Source organism: Lichenifustis flavocetrariae (assembly GCF_026130545.1).
GTDB classification, from domain to species: Bacteria; Pseudomonadota; Alphaproteobacteria; order Rhizobiales; family Beijerinckiaceae; genus Lichenihabitans; species Lichenihabitans flavocetrariae.
Genome location: NZ_JAMOIM010000067.1, coordinates 1 through 18,145, shown reverse-complemented (window position 1 = coordinate 18,145; position 18,145 = coordinate 1). Strand labels below are relative to the sequence as shown.

The window sequence follows — 18,145 nt, the reverse complement described above, 5'->3', positions numbered from 1 at the left end:
CTACAAAGTAAAGACGCAGCAGGGAATCCCTCAAAAATCCTCGTCGCGAATCAAAAATTTATCGACGCTTCCTTAGCAAGCCCGGCGATGATCGCGATCACGCTACGCAAGTGCTCTCTCGCTGGCTTCCGCCTCGCCAATGAACCGACGATGTGGCTGAACGTATCCTCCCAACCGGCCAACAAAGATGGCCCCTCTGGGTAATACCTAGCGATACGCCGCAGCGAGACACTTCCTGCGTCTTATCGGGGTTGGTTTAGGTTGCTAAAATACCAGACGAAGATTCTTTAGAACCCATACGAGACAATCGTTAGCCTGGCCGCGACCCGGCAACGATCGCCGGCAGCATCACCGGTTCAGAACTGCCGCCATGATGAAAACGAGCCCCAGAGCACCGTCCAAAAATTGCGCAGGGTACAGCAGGCCAATTGGCAATTTATACTAGGCTGCACCCGATCTACCTCGCGTGTTACGAGTCTGGCTGAAGTCTGAATCGATGCTTCGAACGGAGGGGTTGGCTGATGTCGGTCCGGACCAAGCTTCGAGGAGCGGGCGCTGTTCGCCGTTTGGCCAGTTTCAGGAAGGACGCGGCGCAGACACGTCGGCTGATGGCGCTTGCCGCGATCTACGAAGGGGGGCGACGTCTTGAGGCCGCCCGAACCATGAGCATCCTCCTCTTGTCGCTCGCACTGCTTCTGCAGGCTGGTCACGGCTTGGCGCTTGAGCGGCCATCGGTTGATCTTGAGACGAGGCTCGATGCCAAAGCCTGCTCGATGCTCATCGGGGGCACTGGGCTCGCTGTGGACCAGGAAGTGGCGCTCGGCCTGGTGGCGTTCAACTCACCCTATCTCTTCGGCGGGAAAGCCTTGCACGATGACATAACCTGCGGGGCCTGCCATAACGACAAGGGGGCTTCCGGCGCCGTAGTTCGGCTGAGGTTTAGGAAGCCTGTGCCGAACCTGCGGGAGGCTTCCGAGCGCGGCATCGACGTCGCATCTTTCGTCGACCACGCGGTGGTGTCCGAATTTGGCGGACAGCCGGCCGTAGCCGACGTGACGCGTGCCCTTGCGGCCCTGGCTCGTGTCTTTGCAGTACCCTCCGCCGCTCTGGACAGCACATGCCGGATTGGTCCGGCGGGCTTGGTTGATATCGCCTTGCGACGGCTCGCTGCCCGCCTTGGACAGATAGAGGTTGCCGACGCGGATTTTCTGATCGACAGCGCGCGATTCGTTCTCGGGGAAATGGTGCGTGACCCGATGGCCTCGAATCTGGTGTCGCGTGCCATGATTGACGACGCCAATCAGACCCTCCATGACCTCTTGCGGATCGTCGATGAGAAAGCGACCGATCGTGCTGTTCTCCCTTTGCGGGCTCTAACCGAGCGGTGGGAGGCCAGCATGAGAGCCGAGGGGCTGGTGCCAATTGTCTTGACTGATGGGGTCCATGGATGAAGCGCGGTCTCACTATATTGGCGCTTGCAGCTCTTTTGGTTTTCCCGGCGTCGATCGCCCGCGCTGACGATTACGGTGCTGATTCAGGTGATGACACGAAGACAGAAAGCCAGATCGAGGCCGAGGCTCTGATGGCCAAAGGCGACTGGAAAGCCGCGGCGCCGCTGCTGGAGGCGCATGTCGCAGGCTTTCCCGCCGACGACGAAGCCATGGCCGAACTCGGTCGCGTCTACGACAAGCTCGACGACAAGGAGACCGCCTATTATTATCTCAAGACGGCGCTCTGGATCAATCCGCGCAGTCTGGAAGCCAACCTCTACTTTGGTGAGTATTACATCGGTTTGAAAGATCGAGCCCATGCCCTGGAACGACTAGAGGCTCTCGACCACATCTGCATCTTTGGGTGTGGGGAATATCGAACCCTCAAGCGGGAATTGGCCGCACTGGGAGCAGAAACACCATGAGCCTGCAAGGATTCGGAGGCCCCCAGGTGCTGCAAGTCAAGGCCGCGACCTTGCGCGGCGACGCGCAACATTTTGGCGTCGTGGCACGTCTGCTTCACGGGATCACACCGGTCCTTCTCATCGGAAGTTTCGGCCTGGTCTGGGGCCTGTCGTGGCTGCCGGTGGGCGCGGATCGCGTGCAGGCCGTGAGCCTCCATCGCACGATCGGGATCGTCGTATTGGGCCTCTCGCTCATCCGCTTGGTTTGGCGTCTGTTCGATCGCCGACCAACACGGACTGGGTCGCCGGCCCTGCGTCGGGGCGCGGCGGTGGTGCATGCGTGCCTCTATGCGATCCTCATCGCCATCCCGCTTCTCGGCTGGATCTATACCAACACGCGGGGTCACAAGCTCACAATCCTCGGCGCTTCACTGCCTTCGCTCACCGTCAAGGACGAATATTTCTCGCGCGTCTCGATCACGGTCCACGAGTGGCTCGCCTATACGCTTCTGGCGCTTGTGGCCGCCCATGTCGCGGCGGCGCTGTGGCATCACTTCGTGCTGCGCGATGGAATGCTCAAACGCATGTGGCGCTTTTGAGCGGTGGTCGTTGGTACCCCAAACCGACTGACCCGTTGCCGATTATCGGGGTTATGCTGACGAGCGAGAAAGCCTGACGCAAGCCCAGTTCGCTATAGATCTCTGGATCTCTCAGAACGGGGCAGTTTAGATGAGCATGACTGTTTCAGGTATGGCGGGAGGCTATTCGGTCCAGGCCATGTCGGGCGCGAGCGCACGCATGCCGCCAGCGCAAAAAATGGCGAGCGTCTATTCACAGATCGACACAAGCGGCACGGGCTCGATTTCCAAAAGCCAGTTTACTCAGGCGTTTCAGACGATGAAGCCGACGTGGGGCTTTCGAGCCATGGGTGCCGATGCGGTGTTCCAAGCGCTGGGTCCGAACAGTTCGGGCAACGTGTCCCAAAAAGACTTCGTGCAGGGCATGACCTCGTTGATGGCCCAGTTCCGCTCGACCACTGCCTCAGGAGCCTGAGTCGGACACACTCACGATAAATGGATCGAGCCGCTGATCAGACCGGCTCGGTCGACAACGAGATAGGGCAAGTGCTCCGCGTCCAACCAGGCAGGCGCTGCGTCGCCCTGCAGCATCGCGATCGTGGCGTTGAGGCCGGCCGACAGGCAGGTCTCGCCCACGACCGTGATCGACGGCAGCCCGTTGATCGGCCACCCCGTCCTTGGGCTCAGCACGTGGCTGTAGCGACGTCCGTCGATCTCCCAAAAACGCTCGTAGTCACCGCTTGTCGCGAGGCCGCCCTTGCCCAAAAAGACGGTTGCCAGAGCCTCGTCATGGCGGGCGGGATTCCGGATACCAATACGCCAGGGTGTCCCGTCGGGATGTGGGCCGATGACCGTCATGTCGCCGCCAAGATTGATCAAGCCATGCTGGCAGCCGGATGCACGACAGATGGTGGCGGCCTGATCCGCAGCATATTCCTTGACCAGACCGCCGAAATCGATCTCCCACCCTGGCGCCGGGAAGGTGAACAGCCCGTTTGGACGTGAGAGCTTCGCCAGGCCGATCCGGCTCAGCACCGCAGAGATCTCGCCGTCATCGGGCAGACGCGACATTCCGTCATGCCAGAGTGTTCGCAAGACGCCCGACGTAATGTCGAACAATCCGCCCGATCTGGAGAACGCATCAAAGGCCCAGTCGAGCAGCATCGCGGTTTCGTCATCGACCTCAACGCCGGAGCCGGATCGGGCACTGGCGTTGATTTGGCTGAGAACACTGTCCGGTTTATAGCGCGAATACTTGTGTTCAAGGCGATCAACTTCTTGTTTCGCCGCTGCGGCCACCTGTTCGACCATCGCCTGTTCCCCCTGAAGGGTCACGTCGCAGAGCGTTCCCATCGCCCAGAACTCGAAACGTTTGGCTTCGCCTGTGCTCATGACGAGATCTTCGGACTTGATCAGGGAAGCGCTTTGGAGCCGGCGGCCAGAAGGCCTTCGACCCCGAAAGGAAGCTGCAATCTCTCGACGGTGATAGTGGCCTCGCCGAACCCTCCATCGACGAGCAGCAGTCTCAAGTCTTCGGCGTCAAACAGCCGGTGCGTGTGCGGCGTTGAAAATAGCCAGTTCTGCATTGTGGCTCCGTCGGTCGCGTAGACAACGACGCGGCCACCGGGACGAAGGACCCGATGGACCTCGGCCATAGCGTGGCCTCGCGGATCGAAGAAATATACGACGTTGACGAGCAGGATCTTGTCGAATGTTCGATCGGGCCAGGGCAGCGGCGCGAAGGGACCGAGCGCAAGCGTAACGTGGCCGGCGGCGATCGCCACTCGATTGCGGCGCGCCGCCATGGCGAGCATGCGCGCCGATTGATCGATACCATGGATGCGAGCGCCTGACGCCTGAGCCGTCATCGTGGCAAGGCTTTCGCCAGGACCAAAGCCGATCTCTAGTACATGATCCCGGTTGGTGAGCCCCAGAGCGGCCACTGCCCGACGATTGGGGATCCGGTTGGTATGCACCATCGCCCATCCGATGACAGAGCCGGCCATCCCGGTTGGGTGACGCAATTGTCGACCCATGGCCTGCCAGAGCCGGGTCATCATGCTGCCTGCGCCTGCTGTGGGCGCACCGGGGTGCGGTGAGCTCCGCCCCTGTCGCATCAGGATTTGGCCGGGATCTTGGCCAGCAGTTCCTTGATCACGAGGCGCCGGTTCGTGTCCCAGAGCGGACGATCGGGATGCGTCGGGGTCGCGAGGGCGCGTCGAAGAATATCCCCGGCCTTCGCATAGTCTCTTTCAGAATAGAGGAAATCACCATAAAAATACAGGGGATCGAGGCCTTGTGGCGCGATCCGAACAGCTTGTTCGAGAAGTTGACGCGCCTTCTTTTTATCACCGAATCCTACGGGAAAGCCCGGCACTCGATAGTACAAGACGCCAAGGCTCGTGGTTGCGCCGGCATTCAACGCAGCGGGATCCATCTGATAGGCCTTTTCGAGAATCGCACGCGCCGCCTTGGCAAGCCCAAGCGCGGAGAACATGCTCGCCATCGACGCCCGCTCGCTCGTGATGATGCCGTCCCAGATTAGCGCGTCGACCTGATTGGGAAAACGGGATGCGGTCGCGTCAGCTTCATCGCCGAGGGCGTTCATCTTTTCAGTCTGAACGGACCCTTCGGGCACCTCGAACTTGATGGTCTCCCACCGCGTCTGCAGTTGCTTGACCGCGGCCTGAACGGCGGGGTCGCTCGCGGCACTAGCCGGGTGACCCGCCAGCATAACCGCGATGACGCAAAGGGATGACACAAAGGTAAGACCTGATTTCCCAAGCATGGCGCTGCCGTTTCAAACAGAGGTGAGTGGAGGGGTGGGGGCGGGTACGGCGGCCGAGGACTGGCGCGCGAGCGACCGATCGATCACGCGCGGAAAAAGACGCTGGATCAACACGTAGAGCCTCTCAGGCCCCGAGGCGTAGACCGAATCGGCCCCCTTGGCGACGGCGTCCCAGATCTCCCGGGCAACGCGGTCCGGCGGGTCGAGCTGCATCTTGGTGGCGGCGATCAACTCTTTGAACGCCACCGCAGCGTTGGTTTGCGTCGCGCGCGGCGCCGCATAGGTGACCCCGATGCCCCTCGATTTGCACTCTCGGCGCAGGGCTCCGGAAAACCCCCGCAGGGCGAATTTCGAAGCCGAATAGGCCGTGAAACCCGGATAAGGAATGTCGCCGAACAGCGAGCCGACATTCACGATGCGGGCCGGGTGGGCGGCCGTGAGGAGAGGGAGCAGATCGCGTGTCAACGCCATCGGCCCGATCACATTGGTGCGGAAGGTCCGATCAAGCGCATCGTCATCCATCGCTTCCAGTGGCCCGCCTTCGACCAGGCCCGCATTGTTGACGAGAACGTCGAGGCGTCCCCATCGCTCGCCCAGCCGATCCACAATCGCAAGCCGATCCGCCGCGCGCGTGATGTCCGCGGCAATGACCAGGGATTTCGTCGTTCCGCCAAGCAGCATCGCCGTCGCGTCGAGGGCATCGCGCCGACGCCCGCAGAGGGCGACGGCCATGTCGCGACTGGCGGCCTCGAGGGCCAAGGCCCGGCCGATGCCGGACCCTCCGCCCGTGATCAACACATGCTTTTGCTTATGCGGCATGGCTAAGCACCTGCGGTGCACCAAGATCCCGCAGGATGTCGCCATAGAGTCGGTAGAAGATCCGAGCATTCTCGATGATGATCTCCTGAATGCTCGGGTCTTCGAAGCCGTCGACGAGCGAGCGGAAGAAGGCGACATGCTCCATGTCGAGCGAGCCGTGCGAGCGCAGGTAGGAGAAACCCAGGTCGCCCTCGAGGCCGAGCGAGGTTTTCATGGCATCGGCGACGCGATCGGCCAGCATGACCGACATGCCTTCGAGCACATGCACGCTGCCGAGCATCGCATAGGGACTTATCCGCTCGATGGCGTAATACGTATAGCCGACCATGACTTGGCAGGCAGCGCTCGGCCGACCGTCACGCACCGCATCGGCATTGCCGCCGAGAGCCCGGATGTCGTTGAGAATCCATTTTTCGTGACCGCGCTCCTCTTCCATATATTCGACCAGCGCATCCTGATAGCGCTCGTCTGCGGTTCTTGATGCGGCCGCGGCGAGCAGCGGGAACGTGTGTTTGACATGATGATAGGCTTGCGTCAGGAACGCGATGTACAAGGTGCGCGGAGCCCCGGAGCGGGCGGCCTGCTGCACCAAAGGAATCGCGAGAAATGCCTCGCGCTCGCGGGCAGTTTCGGACATCAAACGGTCGTAGAACGTCATCGTAAATCCTCGGTCGGTTGACTTTGTGAGGTTCAGAGAACCGACGCCGCGGGCGACTTCGCCGCGACGAGCGTGGGGAGCCGCGATCGGACGAACCGGCCGTTCGCGGTGAGCAGGTGGTCTCTGACGGCATCCGCCTGTGAGAGGAGGATGAAGTCCTGCGGGACCGCATAGGCGGGCGCCTCCGCGCAGCATTCCGCGATCAGGCCGAGCACATCCGCGCGACTGGCTTCGGCGAACCAGGGCGCGGCTGATTGGGACGGGATGAGGACGGCGGTGAGATGAGCCTCGCCGTGTCCGAAGACCGCGCACAGAGCGATCCGCAGATCTGCGAGCAGCATGGTCTCGACCCATTCGGGGCTGATGTTGCGGCCGTAGGCCGTCACGATCAGCGAGTCCTTGCGGCCGTGGACCGAAAGAAACCCGTCGGCGTCGATGGCGCCGAGATCCCCGGTGCGCCAGGGCCTCTCGGCCTGTCCCTGGTTCAGGTAGCCATCCGTCAGTGCCGGTCCGTCGACGACGATCTCGCCGTCTTCGATGGTCACGGACAGGCCGGTCAGCGGACGTCCGGCCGTGCCGGGCCGACGCGCGTCGGTGCGGTTGACGGCGACGACCGAACAGCATTCGGACAGGCCGTAACCTTCATGAACCGGGATCCCGTACGATCTCGCCGTTTCGGCAAGTTGCGTGGCCACCGGCGCGCCGCCAACAGCCACAAAACGGAGGGATGTCGGTGCCGTTCGGTTGGTCGACGCGAGCTCGCCGACCCAAGCCTTGAGCAGTTGCGGGACGAGGACACTCGTCGTGGGGCGCTGGGTTTCGAAGGCCTGAGCCAAGCCGCTCGCGCTTCCCCTGCCGACGGCCTCGGCGACGGCGGTGTCGAAATGCGTGAGTGCGCCCACCAGTTGTGGAACGAACAGGGCGCAGATTGTTTCGAGCAAGAGCGGGAGGGGGAGAACCGACAGATAGACGTCACGGGCGCTCGCGCCGATCGCTTCAGCCAGGGCCTGGGCCGACCATGCGATCTGCCCACTCTCATGCCGGACGCCCTTCGGGCGGCCCGTGCTGCCTGATGTGTAGATCACTTGCCCGAACCCCTCGATCAGATCGAAAGCGCCGAGCTCCATCGACTGTGCTTCGATGATCAAGGACGGGAGACCTGAGCGGAGAACTCTCGGCCACGTCGCCTGGGTCGCAAGGATCGTTTCAATCGCGGCATCCCGTGCGATGTGGCCGAGCTGCGCCTCACTGAAGAATGTGGGCAGCGGCACGACGATTTTGCCTGCCAAGGCGCCGGCGAGCTGGGCAATCGCCCAGTCTCGACCATTCGGCGCAAAAAGCCCGATGACGCGAGGATGCCCTTTCAGGACATGGGCGAGGCTTTCGACCCGCCCGAGAAAGTCGCGGCGGGATAGAACACCTTGATCGTCACGCACGGCGATGACATCGCCGTGCGTGACCGCGTCCCGATGCATGGCTTCAAAGAGCGGACGCATGGCACTCCATCCCTAGGTTGCGCCCGACACGAGCGCTGAGACTATCGCTCGCGATCGCATAGACGCCTGGATCGGTGGCGTAATAGTCGCCCCAGCGATGGGCATCGGCGATCCGGCTGCCGTCGGCTTTGGCCAGAAAGGTCAATGCGAATCCAAGACGCTCCAGCATTCCATAGAGCCGTCGTGTCAGGGTGAAGAACGACCACGCGAAGCCGCGGGTCTCGCCATAAGCGACAATCTCCCGGATGAACCGGGCCGTTGACCGGGGGGCGCAGCTCGACAAGGTGGAAACCTCGAAGATCTCATGCCTTGCCACGAGCCGTCCCGAAATGGCGCTCAGAACTTGATCGATCGGGACGTCGAGATAGCGCTCGGAGAAGAATCCGTCTTCGTCGGATCGTAAGCTGGCCGCGCACATCACGCCGCGACCACAGTTCAATAAAGAAATCAGGCGTGTTGTTGGCGCCTCGATAACCGCGCCATACTGCGAAAGGTACACGGTTTTGATGAAGTCCTCGACACCTGAACGTCGGTGATCATCATCATCCAGCAAAATAACCTTTTGCATTACTCTCCATTCCCGGTCTGTGCGACGACGGGAAGGTGCATGGTCAAGCTTACGGCTGCCTTACAGGTGCCGGGTGGCTCAGTGTTGAAATAAAGGTGTTTTCATGTTGGCTGCCTGCTCCGGCCATGGAGGCGATGCGACGATCAGAGGGAAGTGGAGCGTCGCCGAGGCGCCTCCCTCGGGCGGGTTCTCCAAATCGAGGGTGCCGTTGTGGGCGATCATCGTCCGCTCGGTGATCGACAGTCCCAGGCCGATGCCGTCCGACCGATCACTGCGGAGCGGCTGCTTTCGCCGCAGTTCGGGATCGAGCCTCTGGGGAGGAAAGCCCGGGCCGTCGTCGAGGACAGTGATCGAAGGCGTGTCCTTGACGACCACCCTTACGGTCGTCTGCATCGGCGTATGCTCCACGGCATTTTCGACGAGGTTCCGGAGGGCTCGGAACAGATAGTCTCTCGCGCCGCTGACATAGATCGGCGTCTCGGGCGCGATCACGGCGATCGATCGTTGCTTCATCACGATCAGGGGTGCCAAAAACGCTGCCGTCTCGCGCGCCAATTCGCAGAGGTCGACACAATCGTCGGGTTCGAAATGAAGTCCCCCAAGCTTGACGCGATCGAGAAGCTGCAGGACGAGCCGCTCCATTTGGGCGAAGTCCCGTCCTAGTTCGCGTGACACCGTGTCGTGAGAGGCTGAAAGCTGCGCCTTGATGACCGCGAGTGGCGTTCGCAGTTCGTGCGCGACGTCGGCGACGAATTCTTCGAGCCCCTTTTGCCCGATCTGCAGCCGGTCGAAGGCATGATTGACGGCCTGCACCAAGACGGACACTTCCGGCGGCACGCGGCGCACATTGAGCCGCATCAGGACGCTCCCTGGGCCGATCGATTCCGCCTGTCGCGCCGCCTCGCTCAATGGCCTTAGGGTGAGGCGGGCAACCAGGAGGTTGACGATTAGGAGGATCAGCAGAAAGGGGATCCAGATCCACGCGATATCGACAATGAATTCCTCCAGCACCGAATCGAAAACGATCTCGCTGCTCGGAAACTCGACCTGGATGAAATAGGCCGAGTCGGCTTCATGGATCCGGAGCGAGAGGCCGTAGACGGGGGCCTGTTTCGGAGTTCGCTGCAAGGTGAAGCTCCGCTCCTCAGTGTCCTCCGGAGGGATCAGCGCTTCGGTCACGCCGGACGAGGCGGCCACGAGACCTCCGCCTGACGCAACGATCGCAAAGCGTCCGCCCGCATCCGCGACGTCTTTGGCGATCTTGGCCGAAACCCGATTGGAGGCCGTGCGGCCCGCCGAATGCTCGTCTCGAAGGATGCTGCCAACGAACGTCCGCAACGTATCCTCCCGAAATCGCGACGTCGTGGCCTCGAAGCGGAGGTAAAGAAAGACGACGCTCGCGACCAGCGCGAGCGCGCTGACCGCCACCATGCCGAACGACAGCCGCCAGAACAGGGAGTATCGGACCCGCCTCATGCCGGGTCGTGGGCGAGAAGATAGCCGATCCCGCGCAGCGTATGGATTTCCACGGTCGCCTTGGCGCCCGACAATTTCTTTCTCAAGCGGTGCACAAGCACTTCGATTGCATTCGATCCCACCTCTTCACCGAAGCCGTACATGGACTCTTCGAGATCGGCCTTGGAGATCACCCGAGCTGCCCGGCGCATGAACACTTCAAGGGCGGCCAGTTCCCGGCGGCTCAGATCGATCTCGCATCCCTCGATCCGCACGCGGCGCTCGACGGTGTCGAACACGAGATTTCCCTCTCTCAGAAGCACACTGAGCGCGTGACCCGGCCGACGCAGCAAGGCGCGAATCCGGGCGATCAATTCATCGATCACGAAAGGCTTGCAGAGATAATCGTCGGCGCCGCCGTTTAAACCCTCGATCACTGCCTGTGTGCCTTCCCGCGCCGTGATGACGAGAACGGGTGCCGCGATTCCATGCCGTCGGCCCGCCGCAAGCAAGGTCATGCCGTCCCGATCTGGGAGTCCCAAGTCGAGCACGATTGCGTCGTAATCGGTTGCGCCAAGAGCGGCCTCGGCGTCGGAAGCCGTCATCAAGGCATCGACCGCAAACCCATGGGCCTTGAGGGCATCGCTAATGACTTTACTCAAACGCCTGTTATCTTCGACAAGGAGAATCCGCATTGCGTCGCTGCTCACATTCGCCATCGTTCCATCCACGAAGACTGTGTCGGGGTGGTGATTGATAGTGTCGGGCTGTGTCGACAGTGAAGCAAAGCTGGCTCGGTAGTTTCAAATGCAATAAGGTTGTTTGGTAAGTTTATATCATGTATTGAATTACCGATCATAATATATTAATAAATCGTTACGGGCATTGCCGAAGCAATGCTGCATTCATGACGGCTGTTTGACGGCTTGCTCGTGCCATCGTGGCCTGCGCAAGTGCGCAATCAATCAACTTCAGGGATGACGGATTTGTCCATTTCATCGATTTCCTCCACGCCGCCCGCCTCTGCCTCTTTGACAGCACAGAAACTGTCGGCGGCACGTGCCGCCGACGGGGATTACAAAGCCTCCGGCAAAGGGCATGCCGTGAAAGATGCCGATGGCGACTACAAGCCGAGCACTGCTCCAGGCTCGGCCGCAACAACCAGTTCTAGTGGCGTTCTGGCTGCCTTGACGAGCTTGAAAAAAGGCGGATGACGGTCAGGCCGCTGATCCGGCCAAGGATGTAAGGACACGGATCGTCCTTACAGTGGCCGGCGACATACGTGGTCGCCGCGCCCGCTTGTCGTCTCTGTCGATGACCGATTAGGCGGGAAACATTCGCCTCAGAACACCATCGCGAAGAACCACATGATGAATGCAGGCCGCGGCCGCATGAAGTCCAGCAAGGACGATGAGGGCCCATGCCCCCCAGTGGTGGATCCAGTTGCAGGCCAGCCGCCACGAGGGATCGAACGTGAAAGGAGACGGTATGCTCCCGCCAAAGAATTCGACACCGTGGCCCCGGATCCACCGCTTTCCGAACCCGGCGACCACCATGACGACAAGAAGCCCGTACAGGAAATAGTGCATGGCCTGCGCCGGAAGGGCGCTGGGCCCCGAGCCAATCTGTGGCAAGCGTCGTCCCAACACGGATCGCCAGACCATTCGCGTGATCAGGACGATCGATAGAAGGACGCCAAGGGAGACATGCGCGGTCTGCATCGTGATTTGTGTCGGTCCGTCATGTTGGAAGAAGGGCCAGATGTGAGCGAGCCCGAACAAGGTCACGACAAGGAGGGCAGTCATCCAGTGGAGGATCATCGTGAGCCCGTCGTAACGCTGGGTGCCGCGAAGGCCGTCGTCGTTACCGGCATCGAAGCCAGCCGCCTCGGCAAGACGCGGGATTGTCATATCGATCCTTTCATCTCTGCAAGACCGCACCCTCGTCCGGGTGCTGCTCACCAGCTCGCGGTCTGGCTCTCGAACGCAGCGGCTTGAGGTCAAGCCATTTGCTCCCCCGTGCATCGTTTCGCGGCTTCCTGTCCGATTGCTGTCAATTCGGCGAAAACATCCCGGGACGATCGTCCCAGGCGCTAAAGTTCGCGCGGCGGAGGAGACACTGGGATGAGACTGCTGCTGGCGGAGGATAGCGCCCGTCTTCGCGATCTGCTAATGGAGCGGATTAGGGGCGTAGGATGGATGCTGGACACGGTCGGCACGATCGCCGCCGCAGTGGAAGCCTCGCGATCGATTCTCTACGACTTGATCCTGATCGACCTCGGCTTGCCCGACGGTGACGGCAAATCGTTGATCAAGTCCCTTCGCGCTCAAGGCTCGTCCGTGCCGATCCTCGTCCTGACGGCACGGGGATCTATCGACGATCGTGTCGAGGCGCTTGATTGCGGTGCCGATGATTTTTTGATGAAACCCTTCAACCACGTCGAGTTCCTGGCGCGCTGCCGCGCCTTGCTGCGGCGCAGTGGCCCGCATCGAGCGGAATGCATCGAATTCGGCCGCCTCGAATTTGATCCGGCCTCCGGCTCCGTGCGCGTTGGGGGCGACATCGTGCCGGTCTCACCCCGAGAACGGTCGCTGCTCGAATTGCTGCTCCGCCACGCGGATCGTGTGGTGCCGAAGGAGCGGATCGAAATTGCGCTGTCGGCCTTCGGGGAGGAGATTTCGACCAACGCCGTCGAACTCGCGATCTCGCGCTTGCGGCGACGACTCGATCCGACCCACCCCGGCATCACCATCGAAACCGTGAGAGGCGCTGGCTACCTGCTCCGTGAGGACAAGACGCATGCCTGAGCAGGTGCGAAGGCCGAGCTCCCTCACGCGGATCATCGGGGCGCGCATCCTGGTCTTCGCGCTCCTTGCCATGGTGGTTCAGGTGGCCGTCGTCCTCGCCGACTATTACTTCGACAATCCGAAATTGGCCTCTCTCATGATCCAAGGCGAAAGCGAGGCCTTGCTGAAAGGCGTGAGCCTCAGCGCAGACGGCCTGACCTACACGGTCCCGCGCGGCATGAAGCGATATCAGGGATCGAACGGCGATTACTTCGTGCGTGTGCGAACCCCGGAGGGCCGCGTCGTCTACTCGAATTGTGACGCAAGTTGCGCTCTGCACCTCCTGCCGCAAGAGGTGAACCCGCCCGACCTCTGGTCTCGCCTCTTGCGGCGCGGCAAGCCCATCGCGGTTGCCGGCGGCCAGTCGTTCGATCTCGGAGGCGCCAAGATCTTCATCGAAGTCGCCGTGCTCGACGACCAAGAACGCGTCATGTGGCATGTTCTTGGCCGGGAACTCGGCGATCACCTGGCGGTGCCGATGTCCGTGATGCTCGTGTTCGTCCTCGGTGGGATGCTGCTCTCGGTGAAACTCGCCCTGAGGCCGGTCGAGCAGGCGGCCTTCCAGGCCGAGCAAATCGACCCACTCGATGCGAGCCAGGCCATCGACCTTGCCGGGATGCCCAGGGAGGTCGCCAATCTCGGCGCCGCCGTCAATCGCATGCTGGTCCGCATCAACGCTCTGATGCAGGCCCAACGCGTCTACACGACCGCGATCGCTCATGAGATCCGCACGCCGCTGGCGATGATGAAACTTGAACTCGGAAATATAGAGCATGCGCGCGCCCGCAAGATCGAACAGGACCTCGATACGCTCACGCATTTCGTCGCGCAGATCACCGACCTCGGGCGTCTCGAAGGCGCCGACCGCTCGACATTCCGGTCGATCGATCTCGCCGCCCTCAGCCGCGCGGTCGTCAGCGATGTCGCGCCCTGGGTCTACGATCAGAAGAACACCATCGCATTTGAGGATGCCGGGCCGACCATGGTCGAAGGCCACCCCTCGCTCATCGAGAACGCGGTGCGCAATCTGATCGAGAATGCCATCAGGCACACGCCTGGGCAAACAGCCATCGAGGTAACGGCCGGTCCCGGCCCACGCGTGTCGGTGAGCGACGATGCCGGCCTGCTTCGTCAGGAGCCTGAACCGGGCATGCCCGACGACGGCTTGCCGGACCCGTCCGGAATCGGGCTGGAGATCGTCCGGCGCATCATGCAGCTGCATCGGGGGACACTGGAGATGTCGGTCGAGCGCGGGAATCGGACCACGATGGAACTCGCTTTCGCGACCGACCAGGATCGCGAGGGCTGAGCGGACCGAGCTACGCCGCACCCTAGGTTCAGCCGGCGAAGAACGTGCCGCCGGACAGGATGACGGCGCCGTAGACCAAGCCGATCGCAACGGCGAGGCAGAGAAGGGCGATGAGGGACGAGCCGCGCTTCGGGTTTCGAATGTCCACGAAGGTGGCTCTGGCCTGCCGACCGGTGATCATTGCGCCGATCAGGTTGTCGCGCTTGACGAACTGGTGGAACAGGTTGACCCCGATGTGCACGACGGCCAGCCCCAGGATGACATAGAACCAGATCGAATGCAGCGTCGCCGCCATGGACGACCATGTTGCGCCGATCGCATCTGCGAACGGCCCGGACGCCAGGACGCCGTCGCTTGAGAAGAGGCCGAGGGCGACCTGCACCGCGCAGGCAAACAGCAATCCGATGATCATGAGGCCGCCTGCGGGGTTGTGGCCCAGATAGGGCGGCTCCGTCCCGGACCGGACCGTTTTCAGGTAGGCGACGACGGCAGCCGGGGATGCCAGGAAGGTCGAGAAGCGGGCTGTCGTGCCACCGAGGAAACCCCACAGGATGCGGTAGATGACAAGCGTCAAGATCGTGTAGCCGGCTGCCTTGTGGACCGTCATGGCGGGGTCGTCGAAGCCGCTCGACACCCAGGCCGTGACGACAGAGACGACGAGCGTCCACTTGAACGCGCGTGTCGGCAGGTCCCACGCCAGGACGTCGGAATGGCGATGTTCCTCCGGGTTGAGGTGACGCCGCAACAGGCGTTCCGCCGCGCTCATTTGTAGACCGAATGGCACGATCGGCACTCGTTGACGATCGTGCCGAAGGCGGCCTTGAACTTGACCGGACCACCGCCCGATTGCCGGGCGGCCTCGGCCGTCGCGGCGAAGGTCGAGAACCGCGCCCGGAGATCCCGCGCCTTCGAGCTTCCGCCTGCGACCAGCGCCATTCCTGATTTCCCCTCATCCCCATAGGCTTTCAAGATCGCTTCGAATGTCGCCGGGTCGGTGGTGGACAGCGCCGCCTTGGCCTCCTTCGTCGTCTTCGCCATTTCACCCATCGTAGTTTTCAATGAATCGGCGAGAAGCGGGCCACACGTGGCGACAAGCACCACGAAGGCTGGAAGGAGTGGCTTGGCGGTTCTCCTGAAACCGCTCGGTACGATCGCAAGGCGTGGGATCCTCATGCGAAATACTTCCGATTTGTGTGAGTGCGTCGATAGAGGGCAGCAAGCTCCATCTTCTGGTCTGCAAACCCGGCTCAATGACAAGCCGGCGTCAGACGGATCGCCTCGGTTTGAGGCAAGCGAGGAACGCCCCCTCAGCGGGGCTGAGCCAGAGCAGACTCGGCATTCAATCGTCCTGCTTCGCTTCGGTTCCCCGGTGTTCGGCGAACGCGAAGCCTAGGATTTCCACCAGCGCGATCGACAGAACGGCGATGGCACCTCGTCGAACGCCATTTCGCCGGGAGGACGTCCTGCGCGCGCGGAGCGAGTGGTTGTGCGGCGGCAACATTTCATTCTTCGAATCTACCGCTGCCGCCTGTCAGGCCACTGTCAGCTTCCCGAGGAGCCCTGGACCAGCATGGACACTCAGCCGTTCTAGGCTCGGGCGAGAGCAGCCATGTCCTACCCGGGGAATTCCGTCTCTCATCCAAAAATGACGCACTACGGCATCCTCGTGTGTTCGGCCCCGGCCTTGGCTGGAGGTGCGATGCCGGCCGACGGGCCTTCCGCCAAAGCGGCAGCGGACTTCACCGCCGTATCGCCCGGCGCAGCGGGGTCGGAACGGGGTGTCGGCTATGAACCCATTCTGACTAACAACCAGGGCATGCCAGTCGCCGGCGACCAGAACTCGCCGAACGTTGGACCGCGCGGCTCGTTGCTGCCGAAGAGTTTATGCTGATCGAGAGATCAAACATCTCTAAAACGAGCGTATTCGGGACTTCATGGTCGCGCGGGACTTGGGAAACGGGGTACTCACCACCGTCCTGGACGATTGGGTCGCGTCCGGGCCTGGGCTTCACGTCTACTATTCGATTCGCCGCCAGGTGCCGGCCGCGTTGAGGCTGTTCATCGACCTCTTGCGGGAACTTCGTCCGCTTGGGCTTTGATGCTCTCGATGCAATGGCTGAATTCCATGCATCGCTTCATGTGAGAGGAGCCGGCTCCTCCTCCGCGGCTGCGGGCCGTATCTGTGGGGAACTCACGGCAAATCCCCGAAGATCGCGCCGCCCACCCGCTAGTTATGCAAGGCCACCATGTCCATACAACTCGCCGACGAAAGCGATATCCCGAGGTCGCGCGCCCCGGCGTGGGGCGCCGTCTTCGCGCTCACGCTATGCGTCGGCACCCTGATCGCGTCGGAGTTCATGCCGGTCAGCCTGCTGACCCCCCTCGCCGACAGCCTTCACGTTACGGAAGGCCGTGCTGGGCAAGCCATTGCGGTCTCCGGCATTTTCGCGGTGCTGACCAGCCTGATGATCTCCTCCGTCACCCGGGGGATAGACCGAAGGCACGTGCTGCTGGCGCTCACTGTGATGATGATCGGCTCGGGGCTTCTTGTGGCGTTCGCACCGACGGCCGCGATCTTCATGGTGGGACGGGCGCTCCTCGGCGTCGTGATCGGTGGCTTCTGGTCCATGACCACCGCGACCGCCATGCGGCTGGTCCCCGAGGATCAAGTCCCGAAGGCGCTTGGACTGCTGAACGGCGGCAACGCGCTCGCCATGACCATCGCCGCGCCACTTGGGAGTTTCCTCGGCCAGTACGTCGGATGGCGCGGTGCCTTCTTCAGCGTCGTGCCGCTTGCGGCGCTGACGCTGGCCTGGCAGTTCCTGACCCTGCCTTCAATGCCTTCGGACCGCGACGCAAGCTCAGGCAGTGTCTTCAGGGTGCTTAGGCGCCCCCAGGTGCCGCTCGGCATGCTTGCCGTTGCGGCTCTGTTCATGGGCCAGTTCGCCCTGTTCACCTACCTGCGCCCTTTCTTGGAGACCGTCGCTCGCGTGGACGTGTCCGTCCTGTCGGGGATCCTGCTGCTCATCGGCGTCGCGGGGGTTGCGGGTACCTACGTCATCGGTTTTCTGCTGAAGGGCCGGCTCTATGGCCTGCTGGTCGCGATGCCACTCGCTATGGCCGTCATCGCGCTCCTGCTCATCGTCTTCGGTGGCTCGACGCCGGTCGTGGCGGTGCTGCTTGCCGGCTGGGGACTGATCGGCACCGCCGCTCCGGTGGCGTGGTGGACCTGGTTGAGCAAGGCGCTGCCTGACGATGCCGAGGCTGGCGGTGGCCTGCTGGTCGCGGTCGTTCAGTCGGCGATCACGGTCGGTGCGTCGGTCGGTGGTCTGCTGTTCGACACCCACGGTCACCAAGCCACCTTCGGCCTGAGCGCCGCGATCCTTTGCGGTTCCGCGCTCTTGGCAATCGCGACATGGCGCAGCGCGGACCGGCTCCGCACGCCTTCCATGGAGGGCCGCTGAGGATCGTCCAGGAACCGAGAGGCCTGCCGGGTGGAGCCGAGGCGCGGGTGTGGTCAGCCTTAGTCGCGCCAATCTGCCAATCTAATCGGCTGATTCAATTGGCAGAGATCGCCGTGCGGAATTCCTTCGACTTGCGCAAGCACGAACGGCGGCTTTCGAGAACGGCTCCGAAATCGCTGAACGGCGTAGATGGGCGCGAAGTCGAAGGTTCGCCGAAAGGCAGTTGCCAGCTCCGCAGCCGTCGCAGAGCGGATGTGGCGCCGTCTACGC

Annotated in this window: 23 protein-coding genes; 11 read left to right on the top strand and 12 right to left on the bottom strand. The window is 62.2% G+C overall.

Going from position 1 to position 18,145, the window contains the following annotated elements; all coding sequences use genetic code 11:
- The 5 genes from M8523_RS33665 to M8523_RS33645 all read left to right on the top strand — a co-directional run.
- Nucleotides 1-204: hypothetical protein (locus M8523_RS33665; protein ID WP_282589201.1), on the top strand; the 204-nt coding region annotated here is incomplete at its 5' end.
- A 317-nt stretch (nt 205-521) separates the two neighbouring features.
- Nucleotides 522-1,451: a hypothetical protein gene (locus M8523_RS33660; RefSeq protein WP_282589200.1), complete on the top strand. Its 930-nt coding sequence runs from the start codon at nt 522-524 to the stop codon at nt 1,449-1,451.
- Nucleotides 1,448-1,915, top strand: a complete 468-nt coding sequence (locus tag M8523_RS33655; protein ID WP_282589199.1) for a tetratricopeptide repeat protein — start codon at nt 1,448-1,450, stop codon at nt 1,913-1,915. The genes M8523_RS33660 and M8523_RS33655 overlap by 4 nt, the downstream gene beginning before the upstream one ends.
- The gene (locus tag M8523_RS33650; RefSeq protein ID WP_282589198.1) at nt 1,912-2,493 is read left to right on the top strand and encodes a cytochrome b; all 582 of its coding nucleotides are present in this window, start codon (nt 1,912-1,914) and stop codon (nt 2,491-2,493) included. The genes M8523_RS33655 and M8523_RS33650 overlap by 4 nt, the downstream gene beginning before the upstream one ends.
- A gap of 130 nt (nt 2,494-2,623) precedes the next feature.
- Entirely contained in the window at nt 2,624-2,947 is a 324-nt protein-coding gene (locus tag M8523_RS33645; protein ID WP_282589197.1) for an EF-hand domain-containing protein, read from the top strand.
- Nucleotides 2,948-2,958: 11 nt separating this feature from the next.
- Here M8523_RS33645 and M8523_RS33640 read toward each other — a convergent pair whose 3' ends face one another.
- The 9 genes from M8523_RS33640 to M8523_RS33600 all read right to left on the bottom strand — a co-directional run bounded on the left by M8523_RS33640 (nt 2,959) and on the right by M8523_RS33600 (nt 10,951).
- Entirely contained in the window at nt 2,959-3,864 is a 906-nt protein-coding gene (locus M8523_RS33640; protein ID WP_282589196.1) for an FAD:protein FMN transferase, read from the bottom strand.
- 20 nt (nt 3,865-3,884) lie between these two features.
- Entirely contained in the window at nt 3,885-4,532 is a 648-nt protein-coding gene (locus M8523_RS33635; protein WP_282589195.1) for a class I SAM-dependent methyltransferase, read from the bottom strand.
- Nucleotides 4,533-4,588: 56 nt separating this feature from the next.
- On the bottom strand, nt 4,589-5,233 hold the full coding sequence (locus tag M8523_RS33630; RefSeq protein ID WP_282589194.1) for a tetratricopeptide repeat protein: 645 nt from the start codon (nt 5,231-5,233) through the stop codon (nt 4,589-4,591).
- A 39-nt stretch (nt 5,234-5,272) separates the two neighbouring features.
- A complete protein-coding gene (locus M8523_RS33625) occupies nt 5,273-6,079 on the bottom strand; it encodes an SDR family NAD(P)-dependent oxidoreductase (protein WP_282589193.1) in 807 nt (268 codons plus the stop codon).
- Nucleotides 6,069-6,737: an iron-containing redox enzyme family protein gene (locus M8523_RS33620; protein WP_282589192.1), complete on the bottom strand. Its 669-nt coding sequence runs from the start codon at nt 6,735-6,737 to the stop codon at nt 6,069-6,071. The genes M8523_RS33625 and M8523_RS33620 overlap by 11 nt, the downstream gene beginning before the upstream one ends.
- A gap of 32 nt (nt 6,738-6,769) precedes the next feature.
- Nucleotides 6,770-8,233 (bottom strand): AMP-binding protein, encoded by a 1,464-nt coding sequence (locus tag M8523_RS33615; RefSeq protein ID WP_282589191.1) that lies wholly within the window; start codon nt 8,231-8,233, stop codon nt 6,770-6,772.
- Nucleotides 8,217-8,801 (bottom strand): thermostable hemolysin, encoded by a 585-nt coding sequence (locus M8523_RS33610; RefSeq protein ID WP_282589190.1) that lies wholly within the window; start codon nt 8,799-8,801, stop codon nt 8,217-8,219. Before M8523_RS33610 ends, M8523_RS33615 begins: the two co-directional genes overlap by 17 nt.
- Nucleotides 8,802-8,879: 78 nt before the next feature.
- The gene (locus tag M8523_RS33605; RefSeq protein ID WP_282589189.1) at nt 8,880-10,277 is read right to left on the bottom strand and encodes a sensor histidine kinase; all 1,398 of its coding nucleotides are present in this window, start codon (nt 10,275-10,277) and stop codon (nt 8,880-8,882) included.
- Nucleotides 10,274-10,951, bottom strand: a complete 678-nt coding sequence (locus tag M8523_RS33600; protein ID WP_282589202.1) for a response regulator — start codon at nt 10,949-10,951, stop codon at nt 10,274-10,276. Before M8523_RS33600 ends, M8523_RS33605 begins: the two co-directional genes overlap by 4 nt.
- Nucleotides 10,952-11,233: 282 nt before the next feature.
- On the opposite strand from M8523_RS33600, the gene M8523_RS33595 reads away from it, so the two are divergent.
- Nucleotides 11,234-11,470 carry a hypothetical protein gene (locus tag M8523_RS33595; protein WP_282589188.1) on the top strand — a complete coding sequence of 79 codons (237 nt, stop codon included), beginning with the start codon at nt 11,234-11,236 and terminating at the stop codon, nt 11,468-11,470.
- A 108-nt stretch (nt 11,471-11,578) separates the two neighbouring features.
- On the opposite strand, the gene M8523_RS33590 is transcribed toward M8523_RS33595, so the two are convergent.
- Entirely contained in the window at nt 11,579-12,166 is a 588-nt protein-coding gene (locus M8523_RS33590; protein WP_282589187.1) for a cytochrome b, read from the bottom strand.
- A gap of 213 nt (nt 12,167-12,379) precedes the next feature.
- Here M8523_RS33590 and M8523_RS33585 point away from each other — a divergent pair, with 213 nt between their 5' ends.
- Both M8523_RS33585 and M8523_RS33580 read left to right on the top strand, forming a co-directional pair.
- Nucleotides 12,380-13,063, top strand: a complete 684-nt coding sequence (locus M8523_RS33585; RefSeq protein ID WP_282589186.1) for a response regulator transcription factor — start codon at nt 12,380-12,382, stop codon at nt 13,061-13,063.
- Nucleotides 13,056-14,411 carry a sensor histidine kinase gene (locus M8523_RS33580; protein WP_282589185.1) on the top strand — a complete coding sequence of 452 codons (1,356 nt, stop codon included), beginning with the start codon at nt 13,056-13,058 and terminating at the stop codon, nt 14,409-14,411. The genes M8523_RS33585 and M8523_RS33580 overlap by 8 nt, the downstream gene beginning before the upstream one ends.
- Nucleotides 14,412-14,439: 28 nt before the next feature.
- On the opposite strand, the gene M8523_RS33575 is transcribed toward M8523_RS33580, so the two are convergent.
- Together M8523_RS33575 and M8523_RS33570 are read right to left on the bottom strand one after the other, a co-directional pair.
- Nucleotides 14,440-15,195: a cytochrome b/b6 domain-containing protein gene (locus M8523_RS33575; protein ID WP_282589184.1), complete on the bottom strand. Its 756-nt coding sequence runs from the start codon at nt 15,193-15,195 to the stop codon at nt 14,440-14,442.
- Nucleotides 15,174-15,449 (bottom strand): hypothetical protein, encoded by a 276-nt coding sequence (locus M8523_RS33570; RefSeq protein ID WP_282589183.1) that lies wholly within the window; start codon nt 15,447-15,449, stop codon nt 15,174-15,176. The genes M8523_RS33575 and M8523_RS33570 overlap by 22 nt, the downstream gene beginning before the upstream one ends.
- A 571-nt stretch (nt 15,450-16,020) precedes the next feature.
- Here M8523_RS33570 and M8523_RS33565 point away from each other — a divergent pair.
- The 3 genes from M8523_RS33565 to M8523_RS33555 all read left to right on the top strand — a co-directional run bounded on the left by M8523_RS33565 (nt 16,021) and on the right by M8523_RS33555 (nt 17,875).
- Nucleotides 16,021-16,302 carry a hypothetical protein gene (locus tag M8523_RS33565; RefSeq protein WP_282589182.1) on the top strand — a complete coding sequence of 94 codons (282 nt, stop codon included), beginning with the start codon at nt 16,021-16,023 and terminating at the stop codon, nt 16,300-16,302.
- Nucleotides 16,303-16,345: 43 nt separating this feature from the next.
- Nucleotides 16,346-16,510 (top strand): type 2 periplasmic-binding domain-containing protein, encoded by a 165-nt coding sequence (locus tag M8523_RS33560; protein ID WP_345894355.1) that lies wholly within the window; start codon nt 16,346-16,348, stop codon nt 16,508-16,510.
- 147 nt (nt 16,511-16,657) lie between these two features.
- The gene (locus M8523_RS33555) at nt 16,658-17,875 is read left to right on the top strand and encodes an MFS transporter (RefSeq protein WP_282589181.1); all 1,218 of its coding nucleotides are present in this window, start codon (nt 16,658-16,660) and stop codon (nt 17,873-17,875) included.
- Nucleotides 17,876-18,145 lie beyond the last annotated feature (270 nt).

What these genes read in the sequence shown, in the direction of transcription:
- M8523_RS33645 (WP_282589197.1), top strand. Translation starts at nt 2,624, where the DNA reads ATGAGCATGACTGTTTCAGGTATGGCGGGAGGCTATTCGGTCCAGGCC.
- M8523_RS33610 (WP_282589190.1), bottom strand. Translation starts at nt 8,801, where the DNA reads ATGCAAAAGGTTATTTTGCTGGATGATGATGATCACCGACGTTCAGGT.
- M8523_RS33570 (WP_282589183.1), bottom strand. Translation starts at nt 15,449, where the DNA reads ATGGCGAAGACGACGAAGGAGGCCAAGGCGGCGCTGTCCACCACCGAC.
- M8523_RS33615 (WP_282589191.1), bottom strand. Translation starts at nt 8,233, where the DNA reads ATGCGTCCGCTCTTTGAAGCCATGCATCGGGACGCGGTCACGCACGGC.
- M8523_RS33640 (WP_282589196.1), bottom strand. Translation starts at nt 3,864, where the DNA reads ATGAGCACAGGCGAAGCCAAACGTTTCGAGTTCTGGGCGATGGGAACG.
- M8523_RS33625 (WP_282589193.1), bottom strand. Translation starts at nt 6,079, where the DNA reads ATGCCGCATAAGCAAAAGCATGTGTTGATCACGGGCGGAGGGTCCGGC.
- M8523_RS33565 (WP_282589182.1), top strand. Translation starts at nt 16,021, where the DNA reads ATGTCCTACCCGGGGAATTCCGTCTCTCATCCAAAAATGACGCACTAC.
- M8523_RS33560 (WP_345894355.1), top strand. Translation starts at nt 16,346, where the DNA reads ATGGTCGCGCGGGACTTGGGAAACGGGGTACTCACCACCGTCCTGGAC.
- M8523_RS33555 (WP_282589181.1), top strand. Translation starts at nt 16,658, where the DNA reads ATGTCCATACAACTCGCCGACGAAAGCGATATCCCGAGGTCGCGCGCC.
- M8523_RS33655 (WP_282589199.1), top strand. Translation starts at nt 1,448, where the DNA reads ATGAAGCGCGGTCTCACTATATTGGCGCTTGCAGCTCTTTTGGTTTTC.
- M8523_RS33605 (WP_282589189.1), bottom strand. Translation starts at nt 10,277, where the DNA reads ATGAGGCGGGTCCGATACTCCCTGTTCTGGCGGCTGTCGTTCGGCATG.
- M8523_RS33600 (WP_282589202.1), bottom strand. Translation starts at nt 10,951, where the DNA reads ATGCGGATTCTCCTTGTCGAAGATAACAGGCGTTTGAGTAAAGTCATT.
- M8523_RS33660 (WP_282589200.1), top strand. Translation starts at nt 522, where the DNA reads ATGTCGGTCCGGACCAAGCTTCGAGGAGCGGGCGCTGTTCGCCGTTTG.
- M8523_RS33620 (WP_282589192.1), bottom strand. Translation starts at nt 6,737, where the DNA reads ATGACGTTCTACGACCGTTTGATGTCCGAAACTGCCCGCGAGCGCGAG.
- M8523_RS33635 (WP_282589195.1), bottom strand. Translation starts at nt 4,532, where the DNA reads ATGATGACCCGGCTCTGGCAGGCCATGGGTCGACAATTGCGTCACCCA.
- M8523_RS33590 (WP_282589187.1), bottom strand. Translation starts at nt 12,166, where the DNA reads ATGACAATCCCGCGTCTTGCCGAGGCGGCTGGCTTCGATGCCGGTAAC.
- M8523_RS33650 (WP_282589198.1), top strand. Translation starts at nt 1,912, where the DNA reads ATGAGCCTGCAAGGATTCGGAGGCCCCCAGGTGCTGCAAGTCAAGGCC.
- M8523_RS33585 (WP_282589186.1), top strand. Translation starts at nt 12,380, where the DNA reads ATGAGACTGCTGCTGGCGGAGGATAGCGCCCGTCTTCGCGATCTGCTA.
- M8523_RS33580 (WP_282589185.1), top strand. Translation starts at nt 13,056, where the DNA reads ATGCCTGAGCAGGTGCGAAGGCCGAGCTCCCTCACGCGGATCATCGGG.
- M8523_RS33595 (WP_282589188.1), top strand. Translation starts at nt 11,234, where the DNA reads ATGACGGATTTGTCCATTTCATCGATTTCCTCCACGCCGCCCGCCTCT.